General features: G+C 66.8%; 23 protein-coding genes. 4 read left to right on the forward strand and 19 right to left on the reverse strand.

The features are described from left to right. Positions 1-3 precede the first annotated feature (3 nt). Positions 4-918, reverse strand: a complete 915-nt coding sequence (locus BLR51_RS05405) for a dihydrodipicolinate synthase family protein (protein WP_165616734.1) — start codon at positions 916-918, stop codon at positions 4-6. 178 nt (positions 919-1,096) lie between these two features. Here BLR51_RS05405 and BLR51_RS05410 point away from each other — a divergent pair, with 178 nt between their 5' ends. After that, complete coding sequence (locus tag BLR51_RS05410; protein ID WP_089844765.1) at positions 1,097-1,888, forward strand: IclR family transcriptional regulator; 792 nt, start codon at positions 1,097-1,099, stop codon at positions 1,886-1,888. Here BLR51_RS05410 and BLR51_RS05415 read toward each other — a convergent pair. Genes BLR51_RS05415 through BLR51_RS05440 form a run of 6 tightly spaced genes read right to left on the reverse strand, consistent with a single transcriptional unit; the run spans position 1,862 to position 9,345 of the window. Then, on the reverse strand, positions 1,862-2,770 hold the full coding sequence (locus tag BLR51_RS05415; RefSeq protein WP_089844767.1) for a dihydrodipicolinate synthase family protein: 909 nt from the start codon (positions 2,768-2,770) through the stop codon (positions 1,862-1,864). The two genes, BLR51_RS05410 and BLR51_RS05415, sit on opposite strands and share 27 nt — an antisense overlap. Before the next feature lie 23 nt (positions 2,771-2,793). Beyond that, positions 2,794-3,870 carry a mandelate racemase/muconate lactonizing enzyme family protein gene (locus BLR51_RS05420; protein ID WP_089844770.1) on the reverse strand — a complete coding sequence of 359 codons (1,077 nt, stop codon included), beginning with the start codon at positions 3,868-3,870 and terminating at the stop codon, positions 2,794-2,796. 11 nt (positions 3,871-3,881) lie between these two features. Continuing rightward, positions 3,882-5,021 carry an ABC transporter ATP-binding protein gene (locus tag BLR51_RS05425; RefSeq protein ID WP_089844771.1) on the reverse strand — a complete coding sequence of 380 codons (1,140 nt, stop codon included), beginning with the start codon at positions 5,019-5,021 and terminating at the stop codon, positions 3,882-3,884. Between the two features lie 5 nt (positions 5,022-5,026). After that, positions 5,027-6,043, reverse strand: a complete 1,017-nt coding sequence (locus BLR51_RS05430) for an ABC transporter substrate-binding protein (RefSeq protein ID WP_165616735.1) — start codon at positions 6,041-6,043, stop codon at positions 5,027-5,029. Positions 6,044-6,068: 25 nt separating this feature from the next. Beyond that, positions 6,069-7,772: an ABC transporter permease gene (locus BLR51_RS05435; RefSeq protein ID WP_089844775.1), complete on the reverse strand. Its 1,704-nt coding sequence runs from the start codon at positions 7,770-7,772 to the stop codon at positions 6,069-6,071. A gap of 34 nt (positions 7,773-7,806) precedes the next feature. Then, positions 7,807-9,345, reverse strand: coding sequence for a CoA-transferase (locus tag BLR51_RS05440; RefSeq protein WP_165616736.1), 1,539 nt, complete (start codon positions 9,343-9,345; stop codon positions 7,807-7,809). 305 nt (positions 9,346-9,650) lie between these two features. Between BLR51_RS05440 and BLR51_RS05445 the strand changes: the two genes are divergently transcribed. Both BLR51_RS05445 and BLR51_RS05450 read left to right on the forward strand, forming a co-directional pair. Next, positions 9,651-10,586, forward strand: coding sequence for a dihydrodipicolinate synthase family protein (locus BLR51_RS05445; protein WP_089844778.1), 936 nt, complete (start codon positions 9,651-9,653; stop codon positions 10,584-10,586). Positions 10,587-10,622: 36 nt separating this feature from the next. Beyond that, positions 10,623-11,414, forward strand: coding sequence for an enoyl-CoA hydratase/isomerase family protein (locus BLR51_RS05450; protein WP_089844780.1), 792 nt, complete (start codon positions 10,623-10,625; stop codon positions 11,412-11,414). Here BLR51_RS05450 and BLR51_RS05455 read toward each other — a convergent pair. From BLR51_RS05455 to BLR51_RS05480, 7 genes are all read right to left on the reverse strand, one after another. Continuing rightward, positions 11,401-11,619, reverse strand: a complete 219-nt coding sequence (locus BLR51_RS05455) for a hypothetical protein (RefSeq protein ID WP_089844782.1) — start codon at positions 11,617-11,619, stop codon at positions 11,401-11,403. The two genes, BLR51_RS05450 and BLR51_RS05455, sit on opposite strands and share 14 nt — an antisense overlap. Beyond that, complete coding sequence (locus BLR51_RS05460) at positions 11,604-11,867, reverse strand: adenine nucleotide alpha-hydrolase family protein (RefSeq protein ID WP_089844784.1); 264 nt, start codon at positions 11,865-11,867, stop codon at positions 11,604-11,606. Before BLR51_RS05460 ends, BLR51_RS05455 begins: the two co-directional genes overlap by 16 nt. Then, a complete protein-coding gene (locus tag BLR51_RS28430) occupies positions 11,831-11,956 on the reverse strand; it encodes a hypothetical protein (RefSeq protein WP_278184848.1) in 126 nt (41 codons plus the stop codon). Before BLR51_RS28430 ends, BLR51_RS05460 begins: the two co-directional genes overlap by 37 nt. A gap of 55 nt (positions 11,957-12,011) precedes the next feature. Further along, on the reverse strand, positions 12,012-13,502 hold the full coding sequence (locus tag BLR51_RS05465) for an aldehyde dehydrogenase family protein (RefSeq protein ID WP_089844786.1): 1,491 nt from the start codon (positions 13,500-13,502) through the stop codon (positions 12,012-12,014). 37 nt (positions 13,503-13,539) lie between these two features. Further along, positions 13,540-15,288, reverse strand: a complete 1,749-nt coding sequence (locus tag BLR51_RS05470; RefSeq protein WP_242656645.1) for a GMC family oxidoreductase — start codon at positions 15,286-15,288, stop codon at positions 13,540-13,542. Then, positions 15,275-16,384 carry a Gfo/Idh/MocA family protein gene (locus BLR51_RS05475; RefSeq protein WP_089844789.1) on the reverse strand — a complete coding sequence of 370 codons (1,110 nt, stop codon included), beginning with the start codon at positions 16,382-16,384 and terminating at the stop codon, positions 15,275-15,277. Before BLR51_RS05475 ends, BLR51_RS05470 begins: the two co-directional genes overlap by 14 nt. A 163-nt stretch (positions 16,385-16,547) precedes the next feature. Further along, positions 16,548-18,245 (reverse strand): dihydroxy-acid dehydratase, encoded by a 1,698-nt coding sequence (locus BLR51_RS05480; RefSeq protein WP_242656646.1) that lies wholly within the window; start codon positions 18,243-18,245, stop codon positions 16,548-16,550. 299 nt (positions 18,246-18,544) lie between these two features. Between BLR51_RS05480 and BLR51_RS05485 the strand changes: the two genes are divergently transcribed. Next, positions 18,545-19,615 carry a LacI family DNA-binding transcriptional regulator gene (locus tag BLR51_RS05485; protein ID WP_089844793.1) on the forward strand — a complete coding sequence of 357 codons (1,071 nt, stop codon included), beginning with the start codon at positions 18,545-18,547 and terminating at the stop codon, positions 19,613-19,615. Here BLR51_RS05485 and BLR51_RS05490 read toward each other — a convergent pair. The 5 genes from BLR51_RS05490 to BLR51_RS05510 all read right to left on the reverse strand — a co-directional run bounded on the left by BLR51_RS05490 (position 19,612) and on the right by BLR51_RS05510 (position 24,915). Continuing rightward, positions 19,612-20,982: an MmgE/PrpD family protein gene (locus BLR51_RS05490; protein WP_089844795.1), complete on the reverse strand. Its 1,371-nt coding sequence runs from the start codon at positions 20,980-20,982 to the stop codon at positions 19,612-19,614. The genes BLR51_RS05485 and BLR51_RS05490 overlap by 4 nt on opposite strands. Before the next feature lie 35 nt (positions 20,983-21,017). Further along, positions 21,018-21,932: a Gfo/Idh/MocA family protein gene (locus tag BLR51_RS05495; RefSeq protein WP_165616737.1), complete on the reverse strand. Its 915-nt coding sequence runs from the start codon at positions 21,930-21,932 to the stop codon at positions 21,018-21,020. Positions 21,933-21,973: 41 nt separating this feature from the next. Continuing rightward, a complete protein-coding gene (locus BLR51_RS05500; RefSeq protein ID WP_089844798.1) occupies positions 21,974-23,260 on the reverse strand; it encodes a TRAP transporter large permease in 1,287 nt (428 codons plus the stop codon). 62 nt (positions 23,261-23,322) lie between these two features. Beyond that, positions 23,323-23,808, reverse strand: a complete 486-nt coding sequence (locus tag BLR51_RS05505) for a TRAP transporter small permease (RefSeq protein WP_089844800.1) — start codon at positions 23,806-23,808, stop codon at positions 23,323-23,325. Positions 23,809-23,931: 123 nt separating this feature from the next. Next, positions 23,932-24,915, reverse strand: coding sequence for a TRAP transporter substrate-binding protein (locus BLR51_RS05510; RefSeq protein ID WP_089844802.1), 984 nt, complete (start codon positions 24,913-24,915; stop codon positions 23,932-23,934). Between the last annotated feature and the right edge of the window lie 50 nt (positions 24,916-24,965).

Here is a 24,965-nt window from a genome sequence, read left to right on the forward strand (position 1 = left end):
CCGTCAGGACAGCGGCATCGCCTCGGCGCGCTTCAGCGCAGCCGAGATCCGCTCCAGCTGGTCTTCGGGGACGCGGTTGAACGGGGCGCGGCAGGGGCCGACATCGCGGCCCTGCATGTTGATGCAGGCCTTGACCCCGGCGGGCCAGTTGAAGCGGCTGATCTGGCTGCACACGTCGGTGATGGCGAAATGCAGCTTCTGGGCTTTGGCGATGTCGCCGGTCTGCACCGCGTCCCACAGCGCAAGGCAGTGACGCGGCAGCAGCGCCGCAGCCCCCGAAACCGACCCCGTGGCGCCGATAGCAAGCCCGGGATAAAGCAGCCAGTCATGCGCCCAGGTCACCGAGATCTTGTCGCCGATGGTTTCAAGCAGCGCGGTCAGCGTTTCCAGCGAGCCGCCGATGGATTCCTTGGTGGCGATCAGCCCGGTCTCTGACTGGTTCGCGGCCATGCGCTGCATCAGCGGCACGGTGACGGGGGCCGTGGTCAGCACGTTATAGACCATCGTCGGCAGGCCGGATTCCTTGTGGATCGTCGCGTAGAAGTCATAGACGCCATCTTCGGAACAGATCTGGTAGATCGGCGGCGTCACCATCACGCATTGCGCGCCCGCGTCCCGCGCGACCTTGGCGCGTTTCACCGCTTCGCGGGTCGAGGTGGTGATGATCCCGGCCATGACCGGCACCCGCCCGGCGCTGGTTTCCTGCGCGGTGCGGACCAGATGGCCCAGATCCTCGGCATCGAGCGCGTGTCCTTCGCCGGTCGAGCCGCCGACGCAGATCCCCGTGACCCCCAGCGAGATGTTGAACTCCACCTCGCGCCTGAGCGCGTCAAGGTCCAGTTCTTCGTCCTTGGTGAACGGCGATACGACGGGCGGAAAGATTCCGACAACGTCTTCCTTGGTCAGCAATCTGGGCATGAGTCCTCCTCCGGGTCTGGCCGCGGGCAGGCTGCGGCGCTGTGCTTCTTGTATCATTGTTCACATAGTGGTCAATATGATCGTTATGCGGATCATGCCGCCAAGCCCGGCCCATGGCTTGCAAAGGCGGAAAGGACGTGACCTTGTGAGCGGGACTGACCTTGGCGGCATGTGACGGATGGACAATCTCAAGAGCCTCGTGAAGGCGGCGACGATCCTTGACTGTTTTTCGACGCTGGACCGCAAGCTGACGGCGGCGCAGATCGCCACGCGCACCGACATTCCGCGCGGCACGGTGCACCGCATCCTGCGCACCCTGCGCGATCTGGGGCTGGTCGATCAGGACCGCGACCGCGACCAGTACCGGCTTGGCATGAAGCTTTTCGAACTGGGCACCACGGTTCTGGCCAATATGGATCTGCACCGCGAGGCCAGCGCCTCGGTCGAAAGCCTGACGCGGGCCAGCGGCGAGACGGTGCATCTGTCGGTGTTTGACGGGCAGAATTCGACCGTCATCAACCGCACCGATCCGGGGGATGGGCGGGTCAATACCGTGGTCGTGCTGGAATCTTCGCCCGGCCATGCCACCGCCTCCGGCAAGGCGGCGCTGGCCTATCAGTCCGGCGCTGCGATCGAGCGGTTCCTTGCGCGGGGGCTGCCCCGCATCGCGCCGAACACGATCACCGATCCGGCGCGGCTCCTGGCCGAGCTGGAGACGATCCGGGGGCAGGGCTATGCGGTGGATGACGAGGAACTGCAGACCGGCACGCGCTGTGTCGGCGCCCCGATCCGCGACATGTCCGGCCGCGTCTTTGCCGCGATCAGTGTCAGTGGCCGCGCCGACCGGTTCACGCCGGAGCGTATCGCGGTTTATGCCGATCTGGTGCGCCATCACGCGCGGGCCATCTCGCTGCATCTGGGTTACCGGCCCGACGCGCCCGGCTCAGCCGGGCTGGCGGAGCGGGCGTGACAGGAACGCCTCGGCGGCCTCAAGGATGTCGGGCGCGGCGTCCAGATCGAACCCGACCAGCGGCGGGCGGACATGGGCCAGTGCCGCATCGTTGCGGGCGCGCGCGGTCAGCGCCTTGACTGCGGGGACAACCGGATGGCGGCTGATCCGGTGATAGAGCGCGCACATCGCGTCGAAATCCGGGTCATCCTCTGCCAGACCGGGCCGCAGCAGCGCCGCCATCTCTGCCGTGGCGAGATTGCCCAGCCCCGAGATCGCGCCCGCCCCGCCAAGTGCCAGCGCCTGCGGCAGGAAAATCTCGTTGCCCACGAAGATGTCGAGATCGGGAAAGCTTTTCAGGCTCGCCTCGACATGGGCCCAGTCCGGCACGCTGTCCTTGAGCCCGGCGATGACCGGGCCGAAACGGTCGATCAGCCGGAAGATCACCGGCTGCGCGATCGGCACGCCGACAAGCCCCGGAATGTCGTAAAGCGTGAGCCGCAGGCCCGCATCGTTCGCCCCCTCGATCACGGCGGCGATGAAGCGGAACAGCCCTTCCTCGGACACGCCCTTGAACAGGAAGGGCGGCAGCAGAAGCTGGCGCAGGCAGCCTGCGGCGGCGGCATGGTGCGACAGATCCGTGACGTCTGTCAGCGCCGCAGCACCGATGCCGACCATGATCCGCTCCGGCACCACGCCGCCTGAAAGCAGCGCATCAAGTCCGGCCTTGCGTTCGGCTGCGGAAAAGGACTGCGCCTCCCCCAGCGTGCCGAACAGAACGACACCTGCCGCGCCGTCATCCAGCACCTGCCGCGCGAGGCGCGCAAGGGCTCCTGTGTCGAGGCTGCCGTCGGGGGCCAGCGGGGTGATGAGGGGAACATGCAGGACGGGGGTCTTGGCCATAAGGAAATCTCCGGATCGGGGGGTCAGCGGACGAGGTATCTGTCCCAAGCGGCGGGGGTGAAGGTCACGCCATGGCCGGGGCGGTCGGGCACGAGGATCTGGCCATCGCGCAGCTCCAGCCCGTGCTCCATCAGGTCGTCCATGAAGGGGTAATATTCGACATAGGTCGCGCGCGGCAGCGCCGCCGCAAGATGGATGTGCAGCACGGTCATGAAATGCGGCGCCACGGCGAGGCCGAACATGTCCGCCATCTCGCCGATCTTGAGCGCCTCGGTGAAGCCGCCGACAAAGCACAGATCCGGCTGCAGCACGTCCAGCGCGCCCGCCGTCACGAAGGGGGCAAAGTCGCGGCGGGAATGGAAATGCTCGCCCGAGGCCACGGCCATGGGCAGCTGCGCGCGCAGCCGCCGGTAGCCTTCGATGTCCTGAGAGAGGATCGGCTCCTCGAACCAGTAGATGTCCAGATCGCCAAGCTGCCGCCCGAGCCACAGCGCGGCGGGCAGCGACAGCCGTTCGTTGGCATCGCAGAGGATACGCGGGCCGGGGCCGATGGCCTCGCGCACGGCGCGCACGCGCGCGATGTCCTGATCGGGCTGGCGGCCCACGCGGATCTTCACCGCGTCGAAGCCCGCCGCGACATACTCTGCCGAACTGCGCACCAGATCGTCGAGCGGCAGCGAGGGGCTGGCCTTGCCGCTGCCATAGGAGGGCACGCTGGCGCGGCGCTGCCCCAGCATGAAGGCCAGCGAGACGCCGCGCTGGCGCGCCCGCAGATCCCACAGCGCCACGTCAATGGCCGAGATTGCCATGGAGGCGATGCCATGACCAAGGCGATGGGTGCGGTGGAACAGCTCGTCATTGAGCACCTCCACCTCGTCGGCCTCGCGCCCGATGAGACGGTCCAGCAGCACGGTGTCGAGCAGCGCGCGCACCGCTTCCCCGCCGCCATAGTCGGAGGTGAAGGTCCAGCCGGTGCCCTCTTCGCCGCTGTCGTCACGGACCGTGACGCCGATCAGCTCGAAGAATTCGTCGCTGCGTTCGGCGGCCAGCCGGTTGGAGGGAAAGCGCAGGATCCAGCTTTGTGTCGCGCGTATCGTCATGTCTTTCTCCGTCAGTCTTCCAGGGCGACGCTGCGCGCCGGATCAAATTCAAGTGTGACCCGCATGCCCTGACCGGCAGGGGCCGGGGGCGCCGACTGGACGCGGATCAGGGCATGCGGATCGGCATCGGGGGCCACGAAGGTGTCGACAAGCCCGCCGGTGAAGACGGTGGAGGCGACGGTGCCGGGCAGGCGGTTGACCCCGGTCTTGGCGGGCGCGTCGGGGCCTGCGATGCGGATGTCGGTGGGCCGGACGGAAATCCGGCGCATCCCGCCGCCCGCGCGGTCAAGCGCGCCTGCCGCCGCCATCACCGGGGTGCCGTGATAACTGCCGGTCAGCACGCCGCCATTCAGGGAGGCGCTGGACAGGTCGAGGATGTTGGAAAGCCCGATAAATCCCGCGACAAAGGCGTTGCGCGGCCTGTCATAAATCTCGGTCGGTGTGCCGGACTGCACCACCCGCCCGCTTTCCATCACCACGATGCGGTCAGACAGCGCCAGCGCCTCGTCCTGACTGTGGGTGACATAGACGCTGGTGATGCCCAGTTCCTGCTGCAGCCTGCGGATTTCAAAGCGCATCTGTTCACGCAGCACCGCGTCAAGGTTGCTGAGCGGCTCGTCGAAAAGCAGGATGCGCGGCTGCGAGGCGACGGCACGGGCGAGGGCAACGCGCTGCTGCTGGCCGCCGGAAAGCTGGCCGGGATACCGGTCGGCCAGATGATCCATCCCGACGATGGCCAGCACCTGCCGCACCCGTTCGGCGACCTCCGTCCGGTTCATGCCCCGGCGGCGCAGGCCGTAGCCGACATTGTCGGCCACGCGCAGATGCGGCCAGAGCGCATAGGTCTGGAACACCATCCCCATGTCGCGCCGTTCCGGCGGCACCGACAGCGCCCCGTCGGACAGCACCACCGCGCCCGAGGTGATGCGGCCCGAACTGAGCGGCTCCAGCCCCGCGATCATGCGCAGCGTGGTGGTCTTGCCGCAGCCGCTTGGCCCGATCAGCGACACGAGGCTGCCCGCCGCGACGTCGATGTCGATCCCGTGCACGGCGGTGAAGGCCCCGTAGGACTTGCGCACGTCCGACAGGCGCAGATCCTGCGCCTGTCGGGGGCTGCCGGGCCGGGGGCCGGGGGCGGCGTGGTCGGTCATGAGGCTCAGCGTCCGAACGCGGCGTTGAACCTGTCGATCTGGCTGTCACGCTCGGCGGCGATGAAGTCCGCATCGACGGGCACGATGGTCACGTCCCCAACCGCCGTGCCGTCCGGGAAGCGGTAATCGACATCGTTGCGCACCGGCGCGCAGCCAAGGGCCGCCGGCATCATCGCCTGCGCCTCTGCGGAGACGATGAAATCGAGCCATGCCCGCGCCGCTTCCGGGTTCGCCGCGTTTTCGAACATCGCAAAGGACGAGATCTCGCCCGGCGATCCCTCTTCGGGCCAGACGAGGCTGGTGGGATCGCCGCGATTGGCCGAGGTCTGGCCATTGGCCAGAAGCTGCACGGCCAGCGGTCGCTCGCCGCTGGCGGTCATGTCGCGGATCGTGCCATGCGAGCGTTCAAGCCGGGGATCGTTCTGCGCGAGCTTTTCGAAATACTCCCAGCCGAAGCTGCCGTCCTGCTGGCTTGGCAGGTATTCGGAGATGAACCAGATGAAGGAATGCACCGACTGCGAACTGGCAGGATCAGCCAGCGCGATCTGGCTTTTCCAGCGCGGATCCAGAAGATCGTTCCAGCTTGAGGGCCTGTCCTCTTCGGAGATGGCGTTGGTGTTGTATTGCAGCAGATAGAGGTTCACGCAGGCAGGCACCGAGGTGCCGGAGGGATCGCGCACTTCTGAGCGCACCGCGTCAAGCTCCGCAGGCGCGTAGGTGGCAAAGGCCTGATGGGCCTGCTGCAGCGCCGCGATCGAGGCCTGATTGAGGCCGACCAGATCGGCCTGAGGCCGCCCGGCGCGCAGTTCCAGTTCCAGCGTTGACAGCAGCTGTTCCCCGGGCTGGACCGACACCTGCACATCCACATCGGGATGCGCCTTGCCGAAGCCTTCGATCAGGGCCTGCATGTGTTCGTCCGGATAGGCCGAATAGATCCTTAATGCGCCGTCCTGTGCCTGTGCGGCCTGCGTGGCCATCAGGGCTCCGGCAATGGCAAGCGCCACGGGTCTGGTCATGGTCATAGGTCTTCCTCCCTTTATTGGCTTTTCAGCCTCCTCCGAAGATGCTCTTGCGGATGGCGGGCGATCTGCGCCCGACCAGTGCGGCAAGCAGGAACAGCGCCGACACCACGGCGAAGATGCAGACGCCATAGGCGCAGGCGACCGCCAGCCCGCCATTGCCGTTCCACACGCTGAGCAGCGAGGTGGCGACGGTCTGGGTGCCAAAGCCGCGCAGGATGATCGAGGCGCTGAGTTCCGGGATCGCGAGGATGAACACCAGCAGCCATGTATAGACCAGCATCGGCAGCATGAGCGGGATGGTGATGCGCATCAGCGCGCCAAATTCCGTCGATCCGGACACCCGCGCCGCTTCTTCCAGTTCGGGCGCGATCTGCAGCAGGCCGCTTTGCCCGTTGCGCACCCCGATGGGGATGAACCGCGCGAGATAGGCGACAAGCAGGATCATCGCAGTGCCGTAGAAGCCGGTGAGGTTGCCCGGCCAGTTCAGGTAGATGACGATCAGCGCAAAGCCGATCGCGGTGCCCGGCACGGCCAAGGGCAGGATCGAGGCGTAATCCAGCAGGCTGCGCGCGCGCAGCCGGGTGCGCAGGATGACATAGGCGGTCAGCACCCCGATCACGATCACCACCGTCGCGGTGACTGCCGCCAGCCAGAAGCTGAGCCAGACCGCCTGCCGGATCGACGGATCGCCCAGCACCACCACGAAGTTCTGCAGGGTCCAGTTGCCAGCGCTGAAGCCGTTGCCGATGCTTTTCATCGCGCTGACCGCGATCATCGTGCCATAGGGCAGGATCAGCGCCACCATCACGTAAAGAAAGGCCAGCGCGCTGAGCAGATGCGTGGCCGCCCCCAGATCAAGTCGCCGCGCCGCGAAGGCCTTGCCCCCCAGCACGCGGTAGCGGTCGCCATGGCGCAGCAGCGCGCGCTGCAGGCCAAGCGCCAGCGCCGACAGCGCCACCAGCGTCACCGAGGCGACGGAGGCGGTGGAGAATTCGAGGCCAAGCAGCGCCTCCCGGATGGCGACGGTCAGCACGTCGATGCCCAGCATTTCCGGCGCGCCATACATCGCGAGCGAGGTGGCGAAGGCCAGCAGCGCGCCCGCAAGGATCGCCGGGCGCATCAGCGGCAGGGTCACGTCGATCACCGCCCTGAGCGGGCTTGCGCCCTTGAGCCGAGCCGCGTCTTCCAGCGCCGGATCCATGTTCGCCAGTGCCGGAACCAGCGCAAGAAAGACGAAGGCGACGCCATTGGGCAGGGCGGTAAAGATCAGCCCCCACAGCGAGAAGATGTCGAACGGCCCGCTGGTCGCCGAAAGGTCAAAGACCGCGCGCAGCGCCTGATTGGCGTAACCGGCATTCGGTCCCGCCATCAGGATGTAGCCCATCGCCAGCAGGAATTCCGGGCTGATCAGCGACAGGATCATCGCGGCGGAGACCAGCCCCCGGAACCACATCCGCGTCCGGGCCACGCCGAAGGCCAGCGGCACGCCGACAAGGACGCTGAGTGCGGCAATCCCCGTGGCCACGGCCAGACTGTTGAGCGTGGCGGCCAGCATCCGGCGGTCGGTCAGGAAATCGGCATAGGCCGACAGCGACGGCCCGCCGTCATAAAAGCTGGACAGGAAGATCGCACCGACCGGGGCGACGATCAGCACGGCCAGCAGGGCGGCCATCGTGGCCGCGACGGCGCGCGACCAGCCTCCTGCCCCGATGCCGCGCGCGCCGGTCATGGCCGGGCGCCCCGTGGAAGATCGCCGCCGGGGCTCATGCGGGGCTGGTCCAGGACGGGGTCAGAAGCTCGGCGGGAAGGGTGGCGAGATCGGCGGCCACCTCGACCCGGAACGGGATCCGGTCAAGCAGATCGCGGCGCAGATCGACCCCCGGCACGATCTGGGTCAGGCAGAGCCCGCCCGGCCGCACGTCGAAAATGCCGCGATCGGTGATGATGCTGGCCTGCTTGCCCTCGGCGATGCCGCGCTGCGCGTTGAAGGTGATCTGTTCGACCGCCTCGACGAAGCGGCGGATGCGGCCCTCGGTCGTGATGTGCAGCCCGTCAGGGCCGTGGGATTCCTCCAGCCCGCCGGTGGTCAGCGTGCCGCAGAACATCAGGGTGCGGACCCCGTGCACGATGTTGACGAAGCCGCCGCAGCCGGGAAGCATTCCGGAAAAGCGGCTGACATTGATGTTGCCCTGCGCGTCGACCTCGCCGAAGGACAGGATCGACACGTCCGGTCCGCCGCCTTCGTAGAACTGGAACACCTCGTTCTGGTCGAGGATGATTTCCGGGTTGCGCGACACGCCGCCGACCTTGGGCCAGCCGCCGAACGGCCCCTGTTCCACCGTGAAATAGATGTCGTCGCGGCCCATGCCCCGGGCCTGTTCCGGCACCTCGTACATCGGCAGGCCCGCGCCCAGATTGACCATCGCGCCCTTGGGCAGGCGGCTGACCGCGATACGGGCGATCACGTCGCGCGGCAGGTTGCGACCGGCAGGTGCGGGCAGGTCGGCGCGGGCGGCGCCGGTCAGCACCGGATCCTGTTCATCTTCCCAGTCCTCGGGCTGCACCACCACGCCATGCACCAGCCGCCCGGGAATGCGCCCCATCCGGGGGTGGATCTCGCCGGTCTCGACAAGGCGGTTGACCTCGGCGATGACCTTGCCGCCCGACTGGAACGCGGCGAGCGCAAGTTCTATCGTGCCGTGGTCGAAGGCTTCGCGGTCATAGTAAAGGTTGCCGCGCGCATCGGCGGCGCTGGCCTTGATCAGCGCGACATCGACGGGCAGGCGCGGGTAATAGATCATCTCCTCGCCCTCCAGCGAGGTGAGGCGGCAGATCTCCTCCCGCGTTGCGGCATTGACCTTGCCGCCGCCCTGCCGGGGGTCGACGAACGTGCCGATCCCGACCGGCGTGGCAAAGCCCCTGCGCCCTGCGGACGTGGCCCGCAGCAGCTGCACCAGCGTGCCCATCGGGATGTTGTAGGCCTCGGTCTTGTTGGCGCCGATCAGCATGTTCAGTTCGTTGGACGAGGCACGGCTGAAGCTGGAGGTGATGACGCGCTTCATCAGCCCTTCGCGCGCGAGCCGGTTCAGCCCGCTGGAGGCACCCCCCTTGCCGCCGCGCCCGCGTTCGATCATCGCGACCGTGATGACGGTCAGGCCTCGGGGCGTGCCGCGTGCGGCAAAACGGTCTGCAACGGCGGTGATCAGCGATTCCGGAACCACGCGATATCCGCCGCCGGAGACGGCGATCGTGGCGCCATCCGGCACAAGCTCTGCGGCCTGCTGACTGCTTATGACCTGCACGAAGATCCTCCCGTCTGATCCGTTCTTTGGACTCGAGGCTAGGTGAAAGCGCTATCATTGACAAGCGGCGTTTTTGACAGCCTGTCGGGATCGCGCGCGCCCATATCTTCCGAGATGACGCTTAGTGCGCGATATTTCCTAAGATAACTTCATATATTCTGGCTGATAAGCCACTCTGCGCCGTTCTGGAAAACCACATCAAAAGCCCTGAAATTTTGTAAGGGCTTACATTTACAGTTTCCTTTCCGACCCGTCTGTGGCAAGAGCAAGGAAACCCGCAGCCCGGAAGCAAACGAGATCCTGCCATGACACATGCCCTGCAATCCGGAGTGATTCCGGCCCCGATCATGCCCTTTCAGGAAAATGGCGCGATCGACTGGACGACGCTTGACCGCTACGTGGCGCAGATGGCGGGGTCTGGCATCAGCGCGCTGGCCCTGAACATGGCCGCCGCCGAAGCCACCGCGATGTCGCATGCCGAACAGGTCGAGACGCTGCAGCGCAGCCGCAAGGTTCTGGCGGGGCAGGTGCCGCTGGTGTCGGGGCTGATCGCCGGGCACACCGCCGGGGCGGTCGACCATGCGCGCAGGCTGGTCGATGCGGGGGCCGAGGGGCTGGTGGTCTTTCCGCCGCTGCCCACCTTCATGTCGAAGCCGCTGCCGGTTTCGGTGGTGGCGGAGTACCACGCCGCCGTGGTCGAGGCGGTTGATGTGCCGATCATCGCCTTTCAGACCGCCAATGCCGGCTACCCTGTCGGCACGATCCGGGCGCTGGCCGATCTGGGCGGGGTGGTGGCGATCAAGGACGCCGCCTTTGACATCGACCGGACATGGGAGATCGTCGAAGAGGCGCGCGAGACCGAAGGCCGCGTGGCGGTGCTGACCGGCAACGACACGTTCGTGCTGGAGGCGATGCTGATGGGCTGCGAAGGCGCGCTGATCGGACTGGCGGGGGCCTTCACCGCCGAACTCGTCCGGATGCAGCAGTTCGCCGCTGCGGGCAAGGCCACCGAAGCCTATGAAATCTGGAACGAACTGGGGCCGATCGCGCGCCTGTGCTGGTCGAACCCGCTGCGCGATTATCGCCCCCGCATGAAATACGTGCTGATGAAGCAGGGGGTCATCCCCTGCGATGCCACCCGCGCGCCGCAGACCCGCATCTCGGACGCCGACCGCCGCGGGATTGACGCGCTCTTCGCGCGGCACGGGCTCGATCAGGCCCGCTACCTGCCGCAGGGCTGACACCGGACACCCCCATTGCCGAACGAGGAGACTGTCATGACCCCGGAAGACCATAGCGACAAGATCGTGCTGGAACGGCCCGCCGCGCATGTGGCGGTGATCCGCATCACGCGCCCCGAAAAGAAGAACGCGCTGCACAGCTCGATGGTGATCGAGCTGGGGCGGCTGATCGTGGATCTGGACCGCGACGACGATGTGCGCTGCATCGTGCTGACCGGCACCGACACGATCTTTGCGGCAGGCGCGGACATCAAGGAGATGGTGACCTTTGGCCCGCCCGCCACCTCGAACAACCCCCGGCGGGTTGCGGCGTGGCGCGCGATGGAAACCTGCGACACGCCGATGATCGCCGCCGTCAACGGCATCGCCTTTGGCGCCGGGTCGGAACTGGCGATGGTCTGCGATTTCATCATCGCGGGAGAGACGGCCCAGTTCGGCCAGCCCGAGGTCAAGATCGGGGGCATGGCGGGCGATGGCGGCACGCAGCGGCTGCCGCGCAAGATCGGGCAGAACGTGGCGTCCTACATGCTGTTCACCGGCGATCCGATCGACGTGCAGCGCGCCCATCAGCTGGGTCTGGTCGTCGAGATCTGCAAGCCCGAGGCAACGCTCGCCCGCGCCATCGAGATTGCGGAGGTGATCGCCGCCCGCGCGCCTGTTGCCGTGCGATATACCAAGGCCTGCATCCGCACCGCGGTTGGCGCCACGCTGCAGAACGGCATCGCCTTTGAACGCGACGCCATCTGGCGCAACAGCATGACCGAAGACCGGCAGGAGGGCATGACCGCCTTCACCGAAAAGCGCGCGCCCGTCTTCAGGGGGCGCTAGGCGAGACAAAGGCGGCGCCGCGGCGGTCGCGGGAAACCCCGGCAAAGCGGCGCCCCGCCGCTGCCGCCCTCGCGGCGGCAAGGGCGCGGATCTGCGGCAGCGCCGGGTCTGACAGATCGTCGATCTCGATCCCCACGCCTGTCTTCAGGATCCGGCAGCGCAGGGTCTGCAGGCGGGGCGCCAGCCTGCTCAGCGCCTCTTCCATCTCGTTGGCAATTTGCAGATCACCTGCCGCTCCCCCGCCGCCAGAAGCCCGGGGCGGACATCGCCCAGATCATCCGGATTGGCGCCAGAGGCGATGCTGCGGTCGGTCAGCCCGGCGATGCGGTCATAAAGAGTGCTCTTGCAGAAATAGCAGCGGTTCAGCGGGTTGCGCAGATAGCGCGGGTCCGAAAATTCTCCGGCATCAATCTCGGTCAGCGCCCAGCCGTGCCGCCGTGCATGGGCGCGCACCCGCTCTGTTGCGCGGGCGGCACGGCGGGCGAGAGCGCGTGAAAGATCTGCGCATCGGTGCTGTCGGCGGTGATATGGGCCAGCGTCATGGCAAGTCTCCGTCAATGATCCCGCGCCAGAGGTCCGGCGCGGGGCAAGGGCGGGTCAGACCGGGTCCAGCTGCAGCTTGAAGGTCTTGAGTTCCGTGAATTCCTGCACCGCGTTGCGCCCCCGTTCGGATCCAAGCCCGCTGTCGCGATGGCCGACGATGGGCAGTTCCGGCACCCCTGCAAGGAAGGTGTTCACCTCGATATTGCCCGCAGCGACATGGCGGGCGAACTGCATCGCCTTGCTGATGTCGCGGGTCCAGATCCCGGCGGCCAGACCGTAACGCGTGCTGTTGGCCAGCGCGACCGCATCGTGAAAGCCGTCAAAGGGCTGCACACAGAGCACCGGACCAAAGATTTCCTCCTGCGCGATGCTCATGGCGCTATCGACCCCGGTGAAGATGGTGGGCGCCACGAAATGCCCCGGCAGGGACAGGCCGGGCGTCTCGAGGGTCCAGCGCTGCGCGCCGTCGCGGTCGCCTGCGGCAAGATACTCCTCGACCCGGGCTTTCTGCGTCGCGCTGACCAGCGGTCCCATCGTTGTCTCGGCATCCAGCGGATCGCCGATCCTCAGCGTGGCCATGTGATCCTTGACCTGCTGCAGGAAGCTTTCCGCAATGAGGCGTTCCACCAGAAGGCGGGTGCCGCCGACGCAGGCCTGCCCGGCATTTCGCGTCGCGCCAAGGGCGACCTTTTCCGCTGCCGTGGCCAGATCGGCATCGGCACAGACGATCTGCGCGCTTTTCCCGCCCAGTTCGAGCGAGACCTTTTTCAGATGCTGCCCCGCCAGAGCCGCGATCTTGCGCCCCACGGCGGTCGAGCCGGTGAAGGAGACCATGTCGACCTCGGGCGCGGTGCAGAGCCCCTCGCCAAGATCGAGCCCGGTTCCGGCGATGATGTTGACCACGCCCGCAGGCAGGCCCGCCTCCATCAGCAGCTCGCCAAGCCGCAGCGCCGAGCCGGAGGTCAGTTCGCTGGGTTTGACCACCGCCGAACAGCCGACCGCCAGCGCGAAGGGCAGTTTCTGGCTGTTGATCATCAGCGGATAGTTCCACGGGGTGATCATGCTGACCACGCCCACCGGATAGCGCATGACGAAGCCCAGCGACTGGTCGCCGAAGGTGTCGTAGCTGTCGCCGTAGCAGTGGCGGGCCATGGTGGCGGCGTATTCCCAATGCGCGATGGCGCCGCCGATCTCGCGGTCGACAAGGCCGATGGGCTTGCCGACCTCCAGACATTCGATCTCGCGCAGTTCCGTGCGGTGCCGTTCGATCAGGTCGGCCACGCGCAGCAGGATGCGGGCGCGGTCGGCGCCGGAGCGCCCGGCCCAGACCCCCGCATCAAAGGAGCGGCGCGCGGCGGACAGGGCGCGGCGCAGATCCTCCTGCGTGGCCTTGGGATAAAGGCTGACCGGGTGGTTATGGGCGGGATTGTCGCGCGCGATCGTCTCGCGGTCGGAGGCGGGGATGAACGCGCCGTCGATCAGCGCCGCATATTCGCGCGGTGCCTGCGGAAGTTTCAGGGGGCCGGGGCCTGTCGAATGTTCCATGCCGGATCCTTTCGGGGTCGGGGCTCGGTCCAGCCGGTCACGCGCGGCGTGCGGCCAGAATGAGGTCGCTGATGCGCTCGGCGACCATGATGGTGGGAAGGTTGGTGTTGCCGCTGGGGATCATCGGAAAGATCGAGGCATCCACGACCCGCAGGCCATCCACGCCATAGACCCGCCCGTCGGGCGCCGTGACGGCCAGCGGATCGTCTTCGGCCCCCATGCGGCAGGAGCAGGAGGCATGCCAGACCCCCACCGCCGCGCGCCGGATGAAGCGTTCGAGCGCGGCATCATCGGCCATCAGCACGTCGATCGGGTCGCCTTCGACGATGAGGGCGCGGAACAGCAGGCGGCGCAGCGGCGCGGGACCGTCCAGCAGCCGCGCCAGAAGCCCGGTCAGCACCTTGTTGCGCAGCGTCAGCGCCGCCACCTGCCGCACCTTGTCGCTGTAGGAGGCGGGGAAGGTGTCGCTGACCACGCCCTGCATCTCGTCGCTGAGCACGATGGCGGCAAGGCGGCGATAGGCGGCTTTCATCCGGTCCAGATCGCGCCGGTCCGACATCAGGTCGAAATCGACCCGCGGCTCGCTGCGCCAGTCGGCATCGCGCAGGCTGACCGACCCGCTTTCGGAATAGGTCTTGTTGACCCAGATGTTCACGGTGGCAAGCTGGCTGCCCACATCGTGCCATGCCGATTTGGAGGCGATGGAGGCCGCCATGTCGCCCTGCGGCGCATCGCCCATGCCAGAGGAAAACCGCAGCCCCAGCATCAGGTGGCGGCGGGTGACGCCGTTGATGCGGGCCTCGGGCGCGATGAAGCTTGCGACGGCGACCGACGGGTGGTCCATCAGCCGCCGACCCACGCCGGGACGGTCCGCCACCACCTCGATCCCGAGGCGGCGCAGGTCTTCGGCGGGTCCGATCCCGGCGCGCAGCAGATGCGCGGGCGAATGCAGCGCGCCGCTGGCAAGGATGACCTCCTGCGCCAGATGCCGCCGTTCGATGCCGTCGGGCCCCTGCGCCATCACGCCGATGCAGCGCCGGCCCTGAATCAGCAGCCGGGTGACATGGGTGTCGGTCTTCAGGGTCAGGTTGGGTCGGGCGCGCACCCGGTATCCCAGATAGCCGATGGCGGTCGACACCCGCCGGTCATAAAGGTTGGAGATGGCGACCGGGAAATAGCCGTCGACAAAGTCGCCGTTCTGGTCGTCGACGGCATCGAACCCCGCCTGCGCGAAGGCGCGCGCCATGGCCCGCGCGTGGCGGGGCCACAGATCCTCGCCGATGCGCGAAATGGGAATGGGTCCGTCCTGCCCGTGCAGCGGCCCGTCAAAATCCACGTCGCGTTCGAGCTTGCGGAAATAGGGCAGCACCGTGTCCCAGGACCAGCCGCTGGCCCCCAGAGCCTGCCATTCGTCGTAATCATGCGGGGCGCCGCGATTGGCGAGCTGGCCGTTGATGGCCGATCCGCCGCCCAGCACCCGCGCCTGTTCATATTTGCGCAGCCGGGCGGGCGGCGCGCTCGGAGCACTGCCGCCGACATCGGTCGAGGCCTTGAGGTCGTTCCAGAGAAAACGGGAATTGAGATAGGCAAGCCCGGCAAAACTGTCGAGGATGGGCGGCTGCACCCGTCCGGGCGGCGTGTCCTCGCCCGCCTCGATCACCAGCACCTTCAGCTTCGGATCGGCGGAGAGGCGGTTGGCCAGCACGCAGCCCGCCGTTCCGCCGCCGACGATGAGGATCTCATGGACCGTATCCTCCGGACCGGGGGTCATGTCATGCGGCGCCATCGACCCAGCCCCCGTATCTGACGTGATCCTGACCGATCGGCAGATGTACCCTGTCTCCGGTTTCCGCCGAATGGAACAGCGCGGTGATCAGGTCGAGCGAGCGGCGCGCGTCGTCCAGCGTGACGGTAAACGGGCGGTCCTGTTCCAGCGCTTCGGCAAAATCGGCAAACTGGCCCGCAAAATCGGGAAGGCCAAGTGGCGCCTCGCTCAGCACGCGGTCGATTTCGGGCTGAAGCTCGGGCGTGCGGGCGGTCACGAGCCACGGATCGTCCCCGGGTCGCGGCGCCTCTGCACCGTAGCACTGCCGTTCGATGACGAAATGCTCGAAACAGAGCCGCAGCCGCGTGGCGGGACGGGCCGATCCCAGCGTGGCGGCCAGCGCGGCAAGGGATCCGTCGGCCATGCGCAGGCTTGCCACGGCGCAATCTTCAACCTCGATCGGGTTGACGCGGGTGGTCTTGAACCCCTGCACCTCGGCCACGTCGCCCATCAGCCACATGAACAGATCGTGGATGTGGATCGCCTGTGTCAGCAGCACGCCGCCCAGTTCGGTCGCGAACTTGCCGCGCCATGGAACGGCGTAATACTCGGCGCCGCGCTGCCATGCCGTTTCGACCGAAGACAGATAGGTCCGCCCGCCCAGTCCGGACCGGATCAGATGGCGCACCCGCGTGATGCCGTCGGCGAAACGATACTGAAAGATCGGCATGACGCGGGTGGCGGCCTCTGCCTCCGCCGCGATCACCTCGTCCATCAGGCGCAGCGAGCTGGTAAAGGGTTTTTCGCAGATCACATGCTTGCCCGCCGCGAGCCCGGCGAGAGTCATGCCATGATGCAGCGAGGGCGGGGTGCAGATGCTGAGCACGTCGATCCGGTCATCGCGCAGCATCTCGTCAAAACCGGCGGTTGCTGTGGCGATGTCATGGCGTGCGGCGAAGTCTTTGGCGCGGCCCTCTTGGGAATCGCAGCAGGCGATCACCTCGAACCGGTCAGTCAGCAGGTCAAAGCCGCGCGTCATCTGGCTGCCCGCGACCCAGCCGCATCCGACGATCCCGACCCGCAGCCGGGGCTTTGCCATGGCGGGCTCAGATGTCATGTGCTCTGTCCTTCACGCGGGGCCTTGCCTTTCTGGAAGCGCTTTCATAACGATCAAACCGGACCCCGCAAAGCAGGGTCTGACGGGGCAGCGGCCGCGCCGGTTGGGCACGGTCGCGGCACGCGGGGCGCAGGGTCGGGAATGCGGCGGCCATCCCGGTCCCTCAGGCCTCGGGCTTGCGCGGCACGGCACGCAGGAAGTTGAAATCGCAGCCATCCTCGGCCTGAAGCACCTCGTCGAAATAAAGCTTCGCATAGCCGCGTTCGGCATGGACATGCGCGGGCGGGGTCCAGTTTTTGCGCCGTGTGCGCAGCTCCTCCTCCTCGACAAGCAGGGACAGGGTTCCGGCCTCCACATCCAGCGCGATCCGGTCGCCATCGCGCACCAGACCCAGCGGGCCGCCCGCCGCCGCCTCGGGCGAGATGTGCAGCACGATGGCCCCGAAGGCGGTGCCGCTCATCCGGGCATCGGACAGCCGCACCATGTCGCGCACGCCCTGCGCTGCGAGCTTGCGCGGGATCGGGATATATCCCGCCTCGGGCATGCCCGGCGCGCCCTTTGGCCCTGCGTTCTGCAGCACAAGCACGTCGTCGGCGGTCACGTCCAGATCGGGATCGTCCAGACGTTCGGCCATGTCCGCAAGCGAGGTGAAGACCACCGCCCGTCCGGTATGGCGCAGCAGGGCAGGGGTGGCTGCGGCCTGTTTGATGATCGCGCCATTGGGGGCAAGATTGCCGCGCAGCAGGCGGATGCCGCCGCCGGAATGGATCGGGTCGGACAGCGGGCGCACCGTGTCCTGCGACCAGGACGCGGGCTGCGCGTCGATTTCCGCGCCAAGGCTGCGACCGGTCACGGTCAGGCAGTCGCGCGCGATCAGGTCGACGATCTCGCGCAGGACGGTGACAAGCCCGCCCGCCCGGAACAGATCCTCCATGTAATGCTGGCCGGACGGTTTCAGATCGACAAGCACGGGGGTTTCCGCCCCCAGACGGTCCAGATCCTCCAGATCGAGGTCAAAGCCAAGCCGCCCCGCGATGGCTGCCAGATGCACGACGCCATTGGTCGAGCCCCCCACCGCCTGCAGCACCCGCAGCGCGTTGCGCATCGAGGCTTCGGTCATGATCTGGCGCGGGCGCAGATCCTCGGCGGCGATGGCCACGGCCCGCGCGCCGGTCGCCTCGGCATGGCGCATCCGGTCGGCGTGAACGGCGGGGATCGTGGCGCCGCCCGGCAGCATCATGCCCATGGCCTCGCTGACCAGCGCCATGGTGCTGGCGGTGCCCATCACCATGCAGGTGCCGGGCCCCGGTGCAAGCTTGCCGCTGATCTCCTCGATCTCGGCGGCATCGATTTCACCCGCGCGATGCTGACCCCAGAGCCTGCGGCAGTCGGTGCAGGCACCCAGACGTTCGCCCTTGTGGCTGCCGGTGATCATCGGGCCGGTCACGGTCAGGATCGCGGGCACGTCGGCGCTGGCCGCCCCCATCAGCAGGGCAGGCACGGTCTTGTCGCAGCCGCCGATCAGCACCACCGCATCCATGGGCTGGGCGCGGATCATCTCCTCCACATCCATGGCCATCAGGTTGCGCACATACATGCTGGTGGGGTGGGTGAAGGCCTCGTGCATGGAAATGACCGGAAACTCGACCGGCAGCCCCCCGGCCAGCATCACGCCGCGTTTGATCGCCTCGATCATGTCCGGCACGTTGCGGTGGCAGGCATTGAAGCCGGAAAAGGTGTTGGTGATCCCGATGATCGGCCGGTCGAGCGCGTCATCGGAATATCCCATCGCCTTGATGAAGGCCTTGCGCAGGAAAAGCGAAAAACCGGCGTCGCCGTAGCCCGCCAACCCTTTTCGCATGCCTCTGGGTCTGTCGCTCATGTCACTGGTCCCATTGGGTCAGGCGCCTAAGTAAGCGCTTACAATTTGGGCCACGTTATGATACTCATCCCTGCATGTCCATCGGGTATCGCGGGTATTTTGACCCAAGGCGCGAGGACCGTCCCACGGTGTGGAGTTTGCCCGATGTCGGATCATCTGCCTATGGCCTTCTGCAGCGCTCCGGATCCCGGCACGATCCCGGCGGGGGGTGATCGGATTCTTCCGCATCCCCGCCTTTGCCGGTAAAAGGGCTGAACCATGACACTTGGAGAGCAGTGATGAGCGATGGCAGCCCAGCCCCGAAACGGTCGCGTGTGCGGCGGTCCGTCCAGTCTTCGGTCAAGCTTGAGGATGTCGCGCGCCTTGCCAAAGTGTCGACCGCCACCGCGTCTCGGGTCATCAATTCCCCCGAGGCGGTGTCGGCCAAGACGCGGCTCCGGGTGGAGAAAGCGATTGCCGAGCTGGGCTGGATTCCGCATGGCGCCGCGCAGGCGCTGGCCAGCCTGCGCACGCGCACGGTGGGCGCGCTGATCCCGACGCTGGGGCACCAGACCATCGCCACCATGCTGGAATCGCTGCAGCAGACGCTTGGAAATGCGGGCTATACGCTGCTGCTCGGGCGGCCCGACGCCTCGCGCGAGCGCACCACCGTGCAGCTGTCGAAGATGATCCAGAACGGCGTGGAATGTATGGTGCTGATGGGGGAGGATCACCCGCCCGAGCTTTACGCCCTGCTGGAGCAGCGCAAGATCTTCTACGTCATCGCCTATACGACCGGGGCCTATGGGCACACCAACTGCATCGGCATCGACAATCATGACGAGATGCGCAAGATGGTGAGCTATCTGCTGGGGCTCGGGCACCGCTCCTTCGGGATCATCGCCGCCAATCACGACCATAACGACCGTATCCGCCTGCGCATCGATGCCATCCGCGACACGCTGGCTGCCGAAGGGATTGCGGTGCGCCCGCAGCATTTCAAGGTTGTCCCGAACTGGACGATCGCCTGCGGTCGGCAGGGGATGCAGGCCATCCTTGAAGAAGACGTGCGGCCCACCGCGATCATCTGCACCAACGATTATCTGGCCACGGGCGCGGTGATCGAGGCCAAGGCGGCGGGCCTGTCGGTGCCGGGCGATCTGAGCATCTCGGGCTTTGATGACAACGAACTGGCCTCGCATATGGACCCGCCGCTGACGACCGTGCATGTGCCCGCGGCGGAAATGGGCCGCACCATCGCCGAACATGTCATCTTCGTGCTGGATGGCGGCGAGGCCGAGCTGCCGCTGCGGCTGGAGGCGCAGCTTGTCATCCGCAACTCCACCGCAGCCCCGCCCGCAGGCCCTTAGGGCTGAGCGGCGGGCACCGTCGCCGCGATCAGGGGGCCAAGGTTCTGCGCCTGTGACAGGTCGCGGCACAGGGTCACCAACTGGCGGGCTTCGTCCGCCGACAGCACCATGGCAAAAAGCTCTGCCGCCTTGGCCTCGATCTGGTCGGGGCGCATGGGGTTTTCCTTGCGGCCCGCCACGTGCAGCCCTTGGCGGGCGGCATGGGTGCCCTGTGGCGTCTCGATCTCGATCCGCGCTTCGAACCGGTCCTGCCCGGGCTCGGAGGGCAGGAAATCGATGCGCTGCCCCAGACGCTGCACCGCGTCTTCCTGCATCCGCGCCTCGTCATGGGAGGCGGCGAAGCTCAGGCCGCCGTCCAGCAGCGTCACCGCCATGCAGTAGCGCAGGTTGAGGTCGGGCATGCCGTTTTCATCGCCGATGACCTTGTACCAGTCCGGATCGTAGCGGATGCGGATCTGCCGGATCTCCTCGGGGTCTGGGGCATGCCGGGCGATGATCTCTTCCAGCGCCGAAATCGGCGCGGCGATCGGAAAGCCGACGCTGTATTTCTTGATGTCGGTTTCCAGAATGCGGAACACCTGCCCAAGCCCGCGCTGCAGCGCCTCTGGCGCCATGCCGGAGGGCATCGCGTCAAAGAAATTGCGGTTGCCGGGGTCAAGAACATCGCCGCTGCCGGTGAAGCCCGACCGCACGAGCGCCGCCACCTTGACGGCATTGCTGGCAGGCATGCCCGCAAAGACATAGCTTTTCAGCGTATGCGCACGGTCCAGCCGCCATGTCGTCAGGCCAGAGGCTTCCTGTGCAAGATAGTTGAGCAGGATCAGGAACTGCGTCTCGTCAAACTCCATCAGGCTGCCTGCGGCAAACCCTGCGCCGAATAATGGCCCATACGCATGGCAGGACAGGGACGAGCGCGCAAAGCTGAGCCCGGGCGCCATCGCTTCGCCAAAGCGGATGCTCATTTCGTATCCCAGACTGACGGCGCGGATGAACGCATCGCCGCTGGCCCCGGTCGCCTCGGCTACGGCCAGCGCCGCCGGAACCACCCCGCAGCCCGGATGGGTCTGGCTGGTTTCGTGGGAATCGTCGGATTCATCGGCATGGGCGGCCATGCCATTGGCCAGCGCCGCCTCGATCAGCGGCACCCTGTCGCCGCTGCCCAGCACCGTCGCGATCCCGGGGCCGCCCAGTCCGCGCACATAGCTCTGCCCAGCCCGCCCGGCTTCGAGCGCCGAGCCGGAGACGATGGCCGCCAGCGTGTCGAGAATGTGCAGCCGCGTCTTCAGCGCGACCTCTTCGGGGATCTCGCGGCGGCGCCAGTCGACCGCCGCGCGCGCCAGCGCCCGGCCATGTTGCGGCTCGTTCATGTCAGTTTCCTTTCAGGACTGGGCGTTTGCGCCGCCTACGGCTGCGGCGTGGCGACCGGCACAAAATCTCCGCCGGATTCAAGGCTCTGCTGCGCCGCAGCCGCGACGCAAACCAGATGCAACGCCAGATCAAGCTGGGTGTCCCCGGCATCGGGGCGCCCCGCCACGGTGTCGCGCAGCGTTGCGGCGGCACGGGCAAAGGTCGCCTTGCGGTCATAGCTGAGGCCCGGCAGATCGACGCTGGTGCCATTGCGGAACTGATAGCTTTCGGCAAGCTGCACCGAGGCATCCCTGAGGTTCAGCAGCAGCGTGGAGCTTTGCCCGCCCTCGTGACGGAAGGACAGCGTGAAGGCGCCGTCCGGCTCCGTGCGCCCCGCTACTTCGCGCACGGGCCCAAGCGCCGAGACCAGCACCGACATCCCGTGCGGCGCGGCATCGTGCAGCGCGCCATACTGCGCCTGCCGCCATGGCGAGGCGGCATAGGGCCCGGCGCCAAGCGCGTTGGAGCGGAATTCGGCCCGGCCCTCGCGCGCGTCAAGCGCGCGGGCCCGGCCGAGAAAGGCGGCGATTTCGGGCACGAACATGCGGGTCAGGAAGCACAGGCCGGTGACCCCCGCCGCAGTGATGGCCCGCCGGATCGCCAGCGCGCTGTCGATGCTGTCGCCCAGAGGTTTTTCAAGGATCACATGCCGCCCCCGCGCGATGGCCAAGGGGGCGAGACGGGACTGGACCTCGGGCGGGACGGCAAAGCTCAGCGCGTCGACAGTGTCGAGCAGCGCCTCGAACGAGGGAAAGGCGGTGACGCCCGTCTTGTCTGCAAGACGCGCCGCAGGCTCGGGGCTGCGCCCCCAGAGCCCGACAAGCTCGATGCCATCGGGGGCCGCCAGCCCGGGCAGGTGGACATGTTCGGCCCAGAAGGCGGTGCCGCATACCCCGATTTTTAACGTCATGTCAGTGGTCCTTCTCGGGATTGGGGGCTGCGCTGTCGGGCTCAGCCAAAGGCGAGCCGCGGCAGCCATGTCACGAGGAACGGGATCAGCATGATGAGCACGTTGACCGCCAGAAGTGCCAGCACGAATGGCAGGATGGCGCGCGACGCCTCGCCGATGGAGATCCGCGCGATGCCCGCCGCGATGAACAGCAGCGTGCCGACCGGAGGCGTCACCCCGCCGATCAGGCAGGTGACGACGATGACGATGCCGGAATGCACCGGATCATAACCCAGCGTGGCGCAGACGGCGGCGAGGGGGGCTGCGAACATGATCAGCACGGCGGTGGCATCGATGAACAGCGTCAGGAACAGCAGCGCCAGAATGATCAGCAGCATCTGCACTTCGGCGATCGGGCTGACCGCTGACAGCAGGTCGATCAGGGTGCTCTGGAACCGGGCGCGCGTCAGCAGGTTCGCAAACACCGTCGAGGCCGCAAGGATCATCATCACCATGGCGGTGGTGTAACCGGCGCTGAGGAAGGCTTCGCGCAGCGAGGCCCATGTGAAGCTGCGGTAGATCAGCGCCCCGATCAGCAGGATGGTGACAACGGCGACCACGCCCGCCTCGGTCGGGGTGAAGAAGCCGCCGACGATGCCGCCGATGATGACGACGGGCACCAGCATGGCGGGGCCGGAGTCCTTGGCGATGGACCAGAAGGTGGCGAAGGTGCGCGGACGGTCGTCATGGTCATGCCCGATGCCAAGCCGCACCGCCTGAATATGCGCGACCAGCATCAGCGCCAGACCGACAAGGATGCCGGGGATCACGCCGCCAAGGAACAGCCGCCCCGTCGACACCCCGGTGAGGAAGCCGTAGACGATCATCAGCGTGCTCGGCGGGATGATCGACCCGATCACCGAGGAGGCTGCCGTTACCGCCGCCGAATAGCCCGCCGGATAGCCCTGCGATTTCATCGCGGGGATCATCATGGACCCGGTCGCCGCCGCATCCGCGACCGCAGAGCCGGTGACGCCACCAAAGAGCATGGAGGCGACGATGTTCACATGGGCGAGCCCCGCCCGCATCCGCCCGACCATGAAGCCGGCCAGCGCCGCGATCCGGTCCGTCAGGTTGCAGGCGCCCGCCAGCGTGCCGGTCAGCACGAAGAACGGGATCGCCATCAGCGGAAAGGAGTCGATGCCCCCGAACATGCGGCTGACGACGATGCTGAGCGGCAGGTTTCCCTGAAGCACGATCGGGACCAGCGCCCCCAGACCGATCGCGAAGGCGATCGGCACCCCAAGAAGGAGCAGGATCAAGAACGAGGTGAACAGGATGCCGACCATGAAGGACCAATCCGCAGGCTAGAGGGGAAAAGAAGGTGTCGCGGTGCGACGGCGCAGGGCGCTCAGTCGTCGACCAGCGAGGCGGCGGTGGAGGTGCCGGTCAGTTCCAGCACGATCAGCCGCAGCGTTTCAAAGACCATGATCGCAGCGCCCGCCGGGATCGCCGCATAGGCATAGCTCATCGGCATCCGGAGCGAGGCCGACTGCTGCGCGTGGTTCGAGATGGCAAGCTGGGTTCCATACCACAGCAGCACCCCCTCGAAGACCAGCATCAGGGCATAGGCGAACAGGAACATCCCGCGCCGCACGCTTCCGGGCGCGGCCATGGCGATCATGTCGGCGCTGAGATGGATGCCCCTGCGGACGCCCAGCCCGGCGGCCAGAAACACCATCCAGATGCTGACATAGCGCGTCACCTCCTCGGCCCAGAAGATGCCGCCGAAGCCCGGCACGAACCGGATCATCGCCGAGGTGAAGGTCAGCGCGACCATGACGATAAGCCCAAGGATGATGAGCGCCTCGATCAGGTGAATGTAGATCTTGGTCATGCCAGACTCTCTTGTGGGATGTCGGAGATGATTCGGCGCGCGGGCAGTGTGAGCCCGCGCAGCCTAGCAGGGGGCGGATCCGATGCCGATAAAATCGCGCCGGATCCGCACCTGATGACCTGCTCAGTCCGCCGAGACCTCCAGCATCTTCTGATACACGGCGTAGACGTCGTCGCCCTTGCTCTTGATGTAGTCATCCATCGCGGCAAGCACCGGTTCGCGGAACGGTTCGGTGTCCAGTTCGATGATCTCGACCCCGGCATCGCGCATCGTCTGCAGTGCCGCGTCATCGGCTGCCTTGTGCAGCGACAGCTGGTATTCGCCCGCTTCCTTGGCCGAGGTTTCGATGACCTCGCGCTGGTCATCGGTCAGGCCGTCCCACCACGACTTGTTCACCACCATCGGCTGCGGATAGTAATTGTGCTGCGTCAGCGTCAGATAACCAGCATTCTCATAGAACTTGCTGGAGACGATGGTTTCCGATGTCCCCTCGACCGCGTCGATCACGCCGGATTCAAGCGAGGTATAGACCTCGCCAAGGCTGATCGCCGTCGGCGTGGCGTTCCAGGACTGCGCCAGCGCCACAAACAGCGGGGTCTGCGGGATGCGCAGCTTCAGGCCCTGCATGTCCTCGAAGCTGCGGACCGGCTTGGTGGACAGCAGGTTGCGCGGGCCCTGATACATGGTGCCGACAAGGTGGAAGCCCTGCGGTTCCATGAACACGTTCAGGTCGGATTCGATGGCCCGCACGACTTCGGCCAGCTCTTCGACGGAGTCATAGGTGTAGAAGGCCTCCATCACCTCGATCTGCGGCACGAAGGCGCCGGTGCCGGGCAGGCCGCTCAGCACCATTTCGAGCCCGCCAGCGCGGGTCATCTCGGCCATCTCGCGTTCCGATCCAAGTTCTTCGGCATAGAAGACCTCGACCTCGATGGCGCCATCGGATTTCTCCTCGACCAGCCGCTCGAATTCGGCGCTGGCCTGAGAGATCGTGTGCGTGGTCTGGTAGACCGTGCCGACGCGCATGGTCAGATCGGCGGCATGGCCGGCCACCGCCGACAGCGCGATGACCGAAGCGGCCCCGGCAAATATCTTGGTAAACTGCATTTTTTCTCCTCCATTGGCGTCCGGATTGTCTTCGGCCCGGCGCAGGGCCG

The organism is Salipiger marinus (assembly GCF_900100085.1).
Lineage (GTDB): Bacteria > Pseudomonadota > Alphaproteobacteria > Rhodobacterales > Rhodobacteraceae > Salipiger > Salipiger marinus.

Coding starts and splice junctions, on each gene's coding strand:
- BLR51_RS05425 (WP_089844771.1), bottom strand. CDS start 5,021: ATGACCGACCACGCCGCCCCCGGCCCCCGGCCCGGCAGCCCCCGACAG.
- BLR51_RS05445 (WP_089844778.1), top strand. CDS start 9,651: ATGACACATGCCCTGCAATCCGGAGTGATTCCGGCCCCGATCATGCCC.
- BLR51_RS05430 (WP_165616735.1), bottom strand. CDS start 6,043: ATGACCATGACCAGACCCGTGGCGCTTGCCATTGCCGGAGCCCTGATG.
- BLR51_RS05510 (WP_089844802.1), bottom strand. CDS start 24,915: ATGCAGTTTACCAAGATATTTGCCGGGGCCGCTTCGGTCATCGCGCTG.
- BLR51_RS05410 (WP_089844765.1), top strand. CDS start 1,097: ATGGACAATCTCAAGAGCCTCGTGAAGGCGGCGACGATCCTTGACTGT.
- BLR51_RS05405 (WP_165616734.1), bottom strand. CDS start 918: ATGCCCAGATTGCTGACCAAGGAAGACGTTGTCGGAATCTTTCCGCCC.
- BLR51_RS05435 (WP_089844775.1), bottom strand. CDS start 7,772: ATGACCGGCGCGCGCGGCATCGGGGCAGGAGGCTGGTCGCGCGCCGTC.
- BLR51_RS05480 (WP_242656646.1), bottom strand. CDS start 18,245: ATGCGAAAAGGGTTGGCGGGCTACGGCGACGCCGGTTTTTCGCTTTTC.
- BLR51_RS05415 (WP_089844767.1), bottom strand. CDS start 2,770: ATGGCCAAGACCCCCGTCCTGCATGTTCCCCTCATCACCCCGCTGGCC.
- BLR51_RS05505 (WP_089844800.1), bottom strand. CDS start 23,808: ATGACCAAGATCTACATTCACCTGATCGAGGCGCTCATCATCCTTGGG.
- BLR51_RS05475 (WP_089844789.1), bottom strand. CDS start 16,384: ATGACATCTGAGCCCGCCATGGCAAAGCCCCGGCTGCGGGTCGGGATC.
- BLR51_RS05450 (WP_089844780.1), top strand. CDS start 10,623: ATGACCCCGGAAGACCATAGCGACAAGATCGTGCTGGAACGGCCCGCC.
- BLR51_RS05500 (WP_089844798.1), bottom strand. CDS start 23,260: ATGGTCGGCATCCTGTTCACCTCGTTCTTGATCCTGCTCCTTCTTGGG.
- BLR51_RS05455 (WP_089844782.1), bottom strand. CDS start 11,619: ATGGAAGAGGCGCTGAGCAGGCTGGCGCCCCGCCTGCAGACCCTGCGC.
- BLR51_RS05420 (WP_089844770.1), bottom strand. CDS start 3,870: ATGACGATACGCGCGACACAAAGCTGGATCCTGCGCTTTCCCTCCAAC.
- BLR51_RS05485 (WP_089844793.1), top strand. CDS start 18,545: ATGAGCGATGGCAGCCCAGCCCCGAAACGGTCGCGTGTGCGGCGGTCC.
- BLR51_RS05465 (WP_089844786.1), bottom strand. CDS start 13,502: ATGGAACATTCGACAGGCCCCGGCCCCCTGAAACTTCCGCAGGCACCG.
- BLR51_RS05490 (WP_089844795.1), bottom strand. CDS start 20,982: ATGAACGAGCCGCAACATGGCCGGGCGCTGGCGCGCGCGGCGGTCGAC.
- BLR51_RS05495 (WP_165616737.1), bottom strand. CDS start 21,932: ATGACGTTAAAAATCGGGGTATGCGGCACCGCCTTCTGGGCCGAACAT.
- BLR51_RS28430 (WP_278184848.1), bottom strand. CDS start 11,956: ATGACGCTGGCCCATATCACCGCCGACAGCACCGATGCGCAGATCTTT.
- BLR51_RS05470 (WP_242656645.1), bottom strand. CDS start 15,288: ATGGCGCCGCATGACATGACCCCCGGTCCGGAGGATACGGTCCATGAG.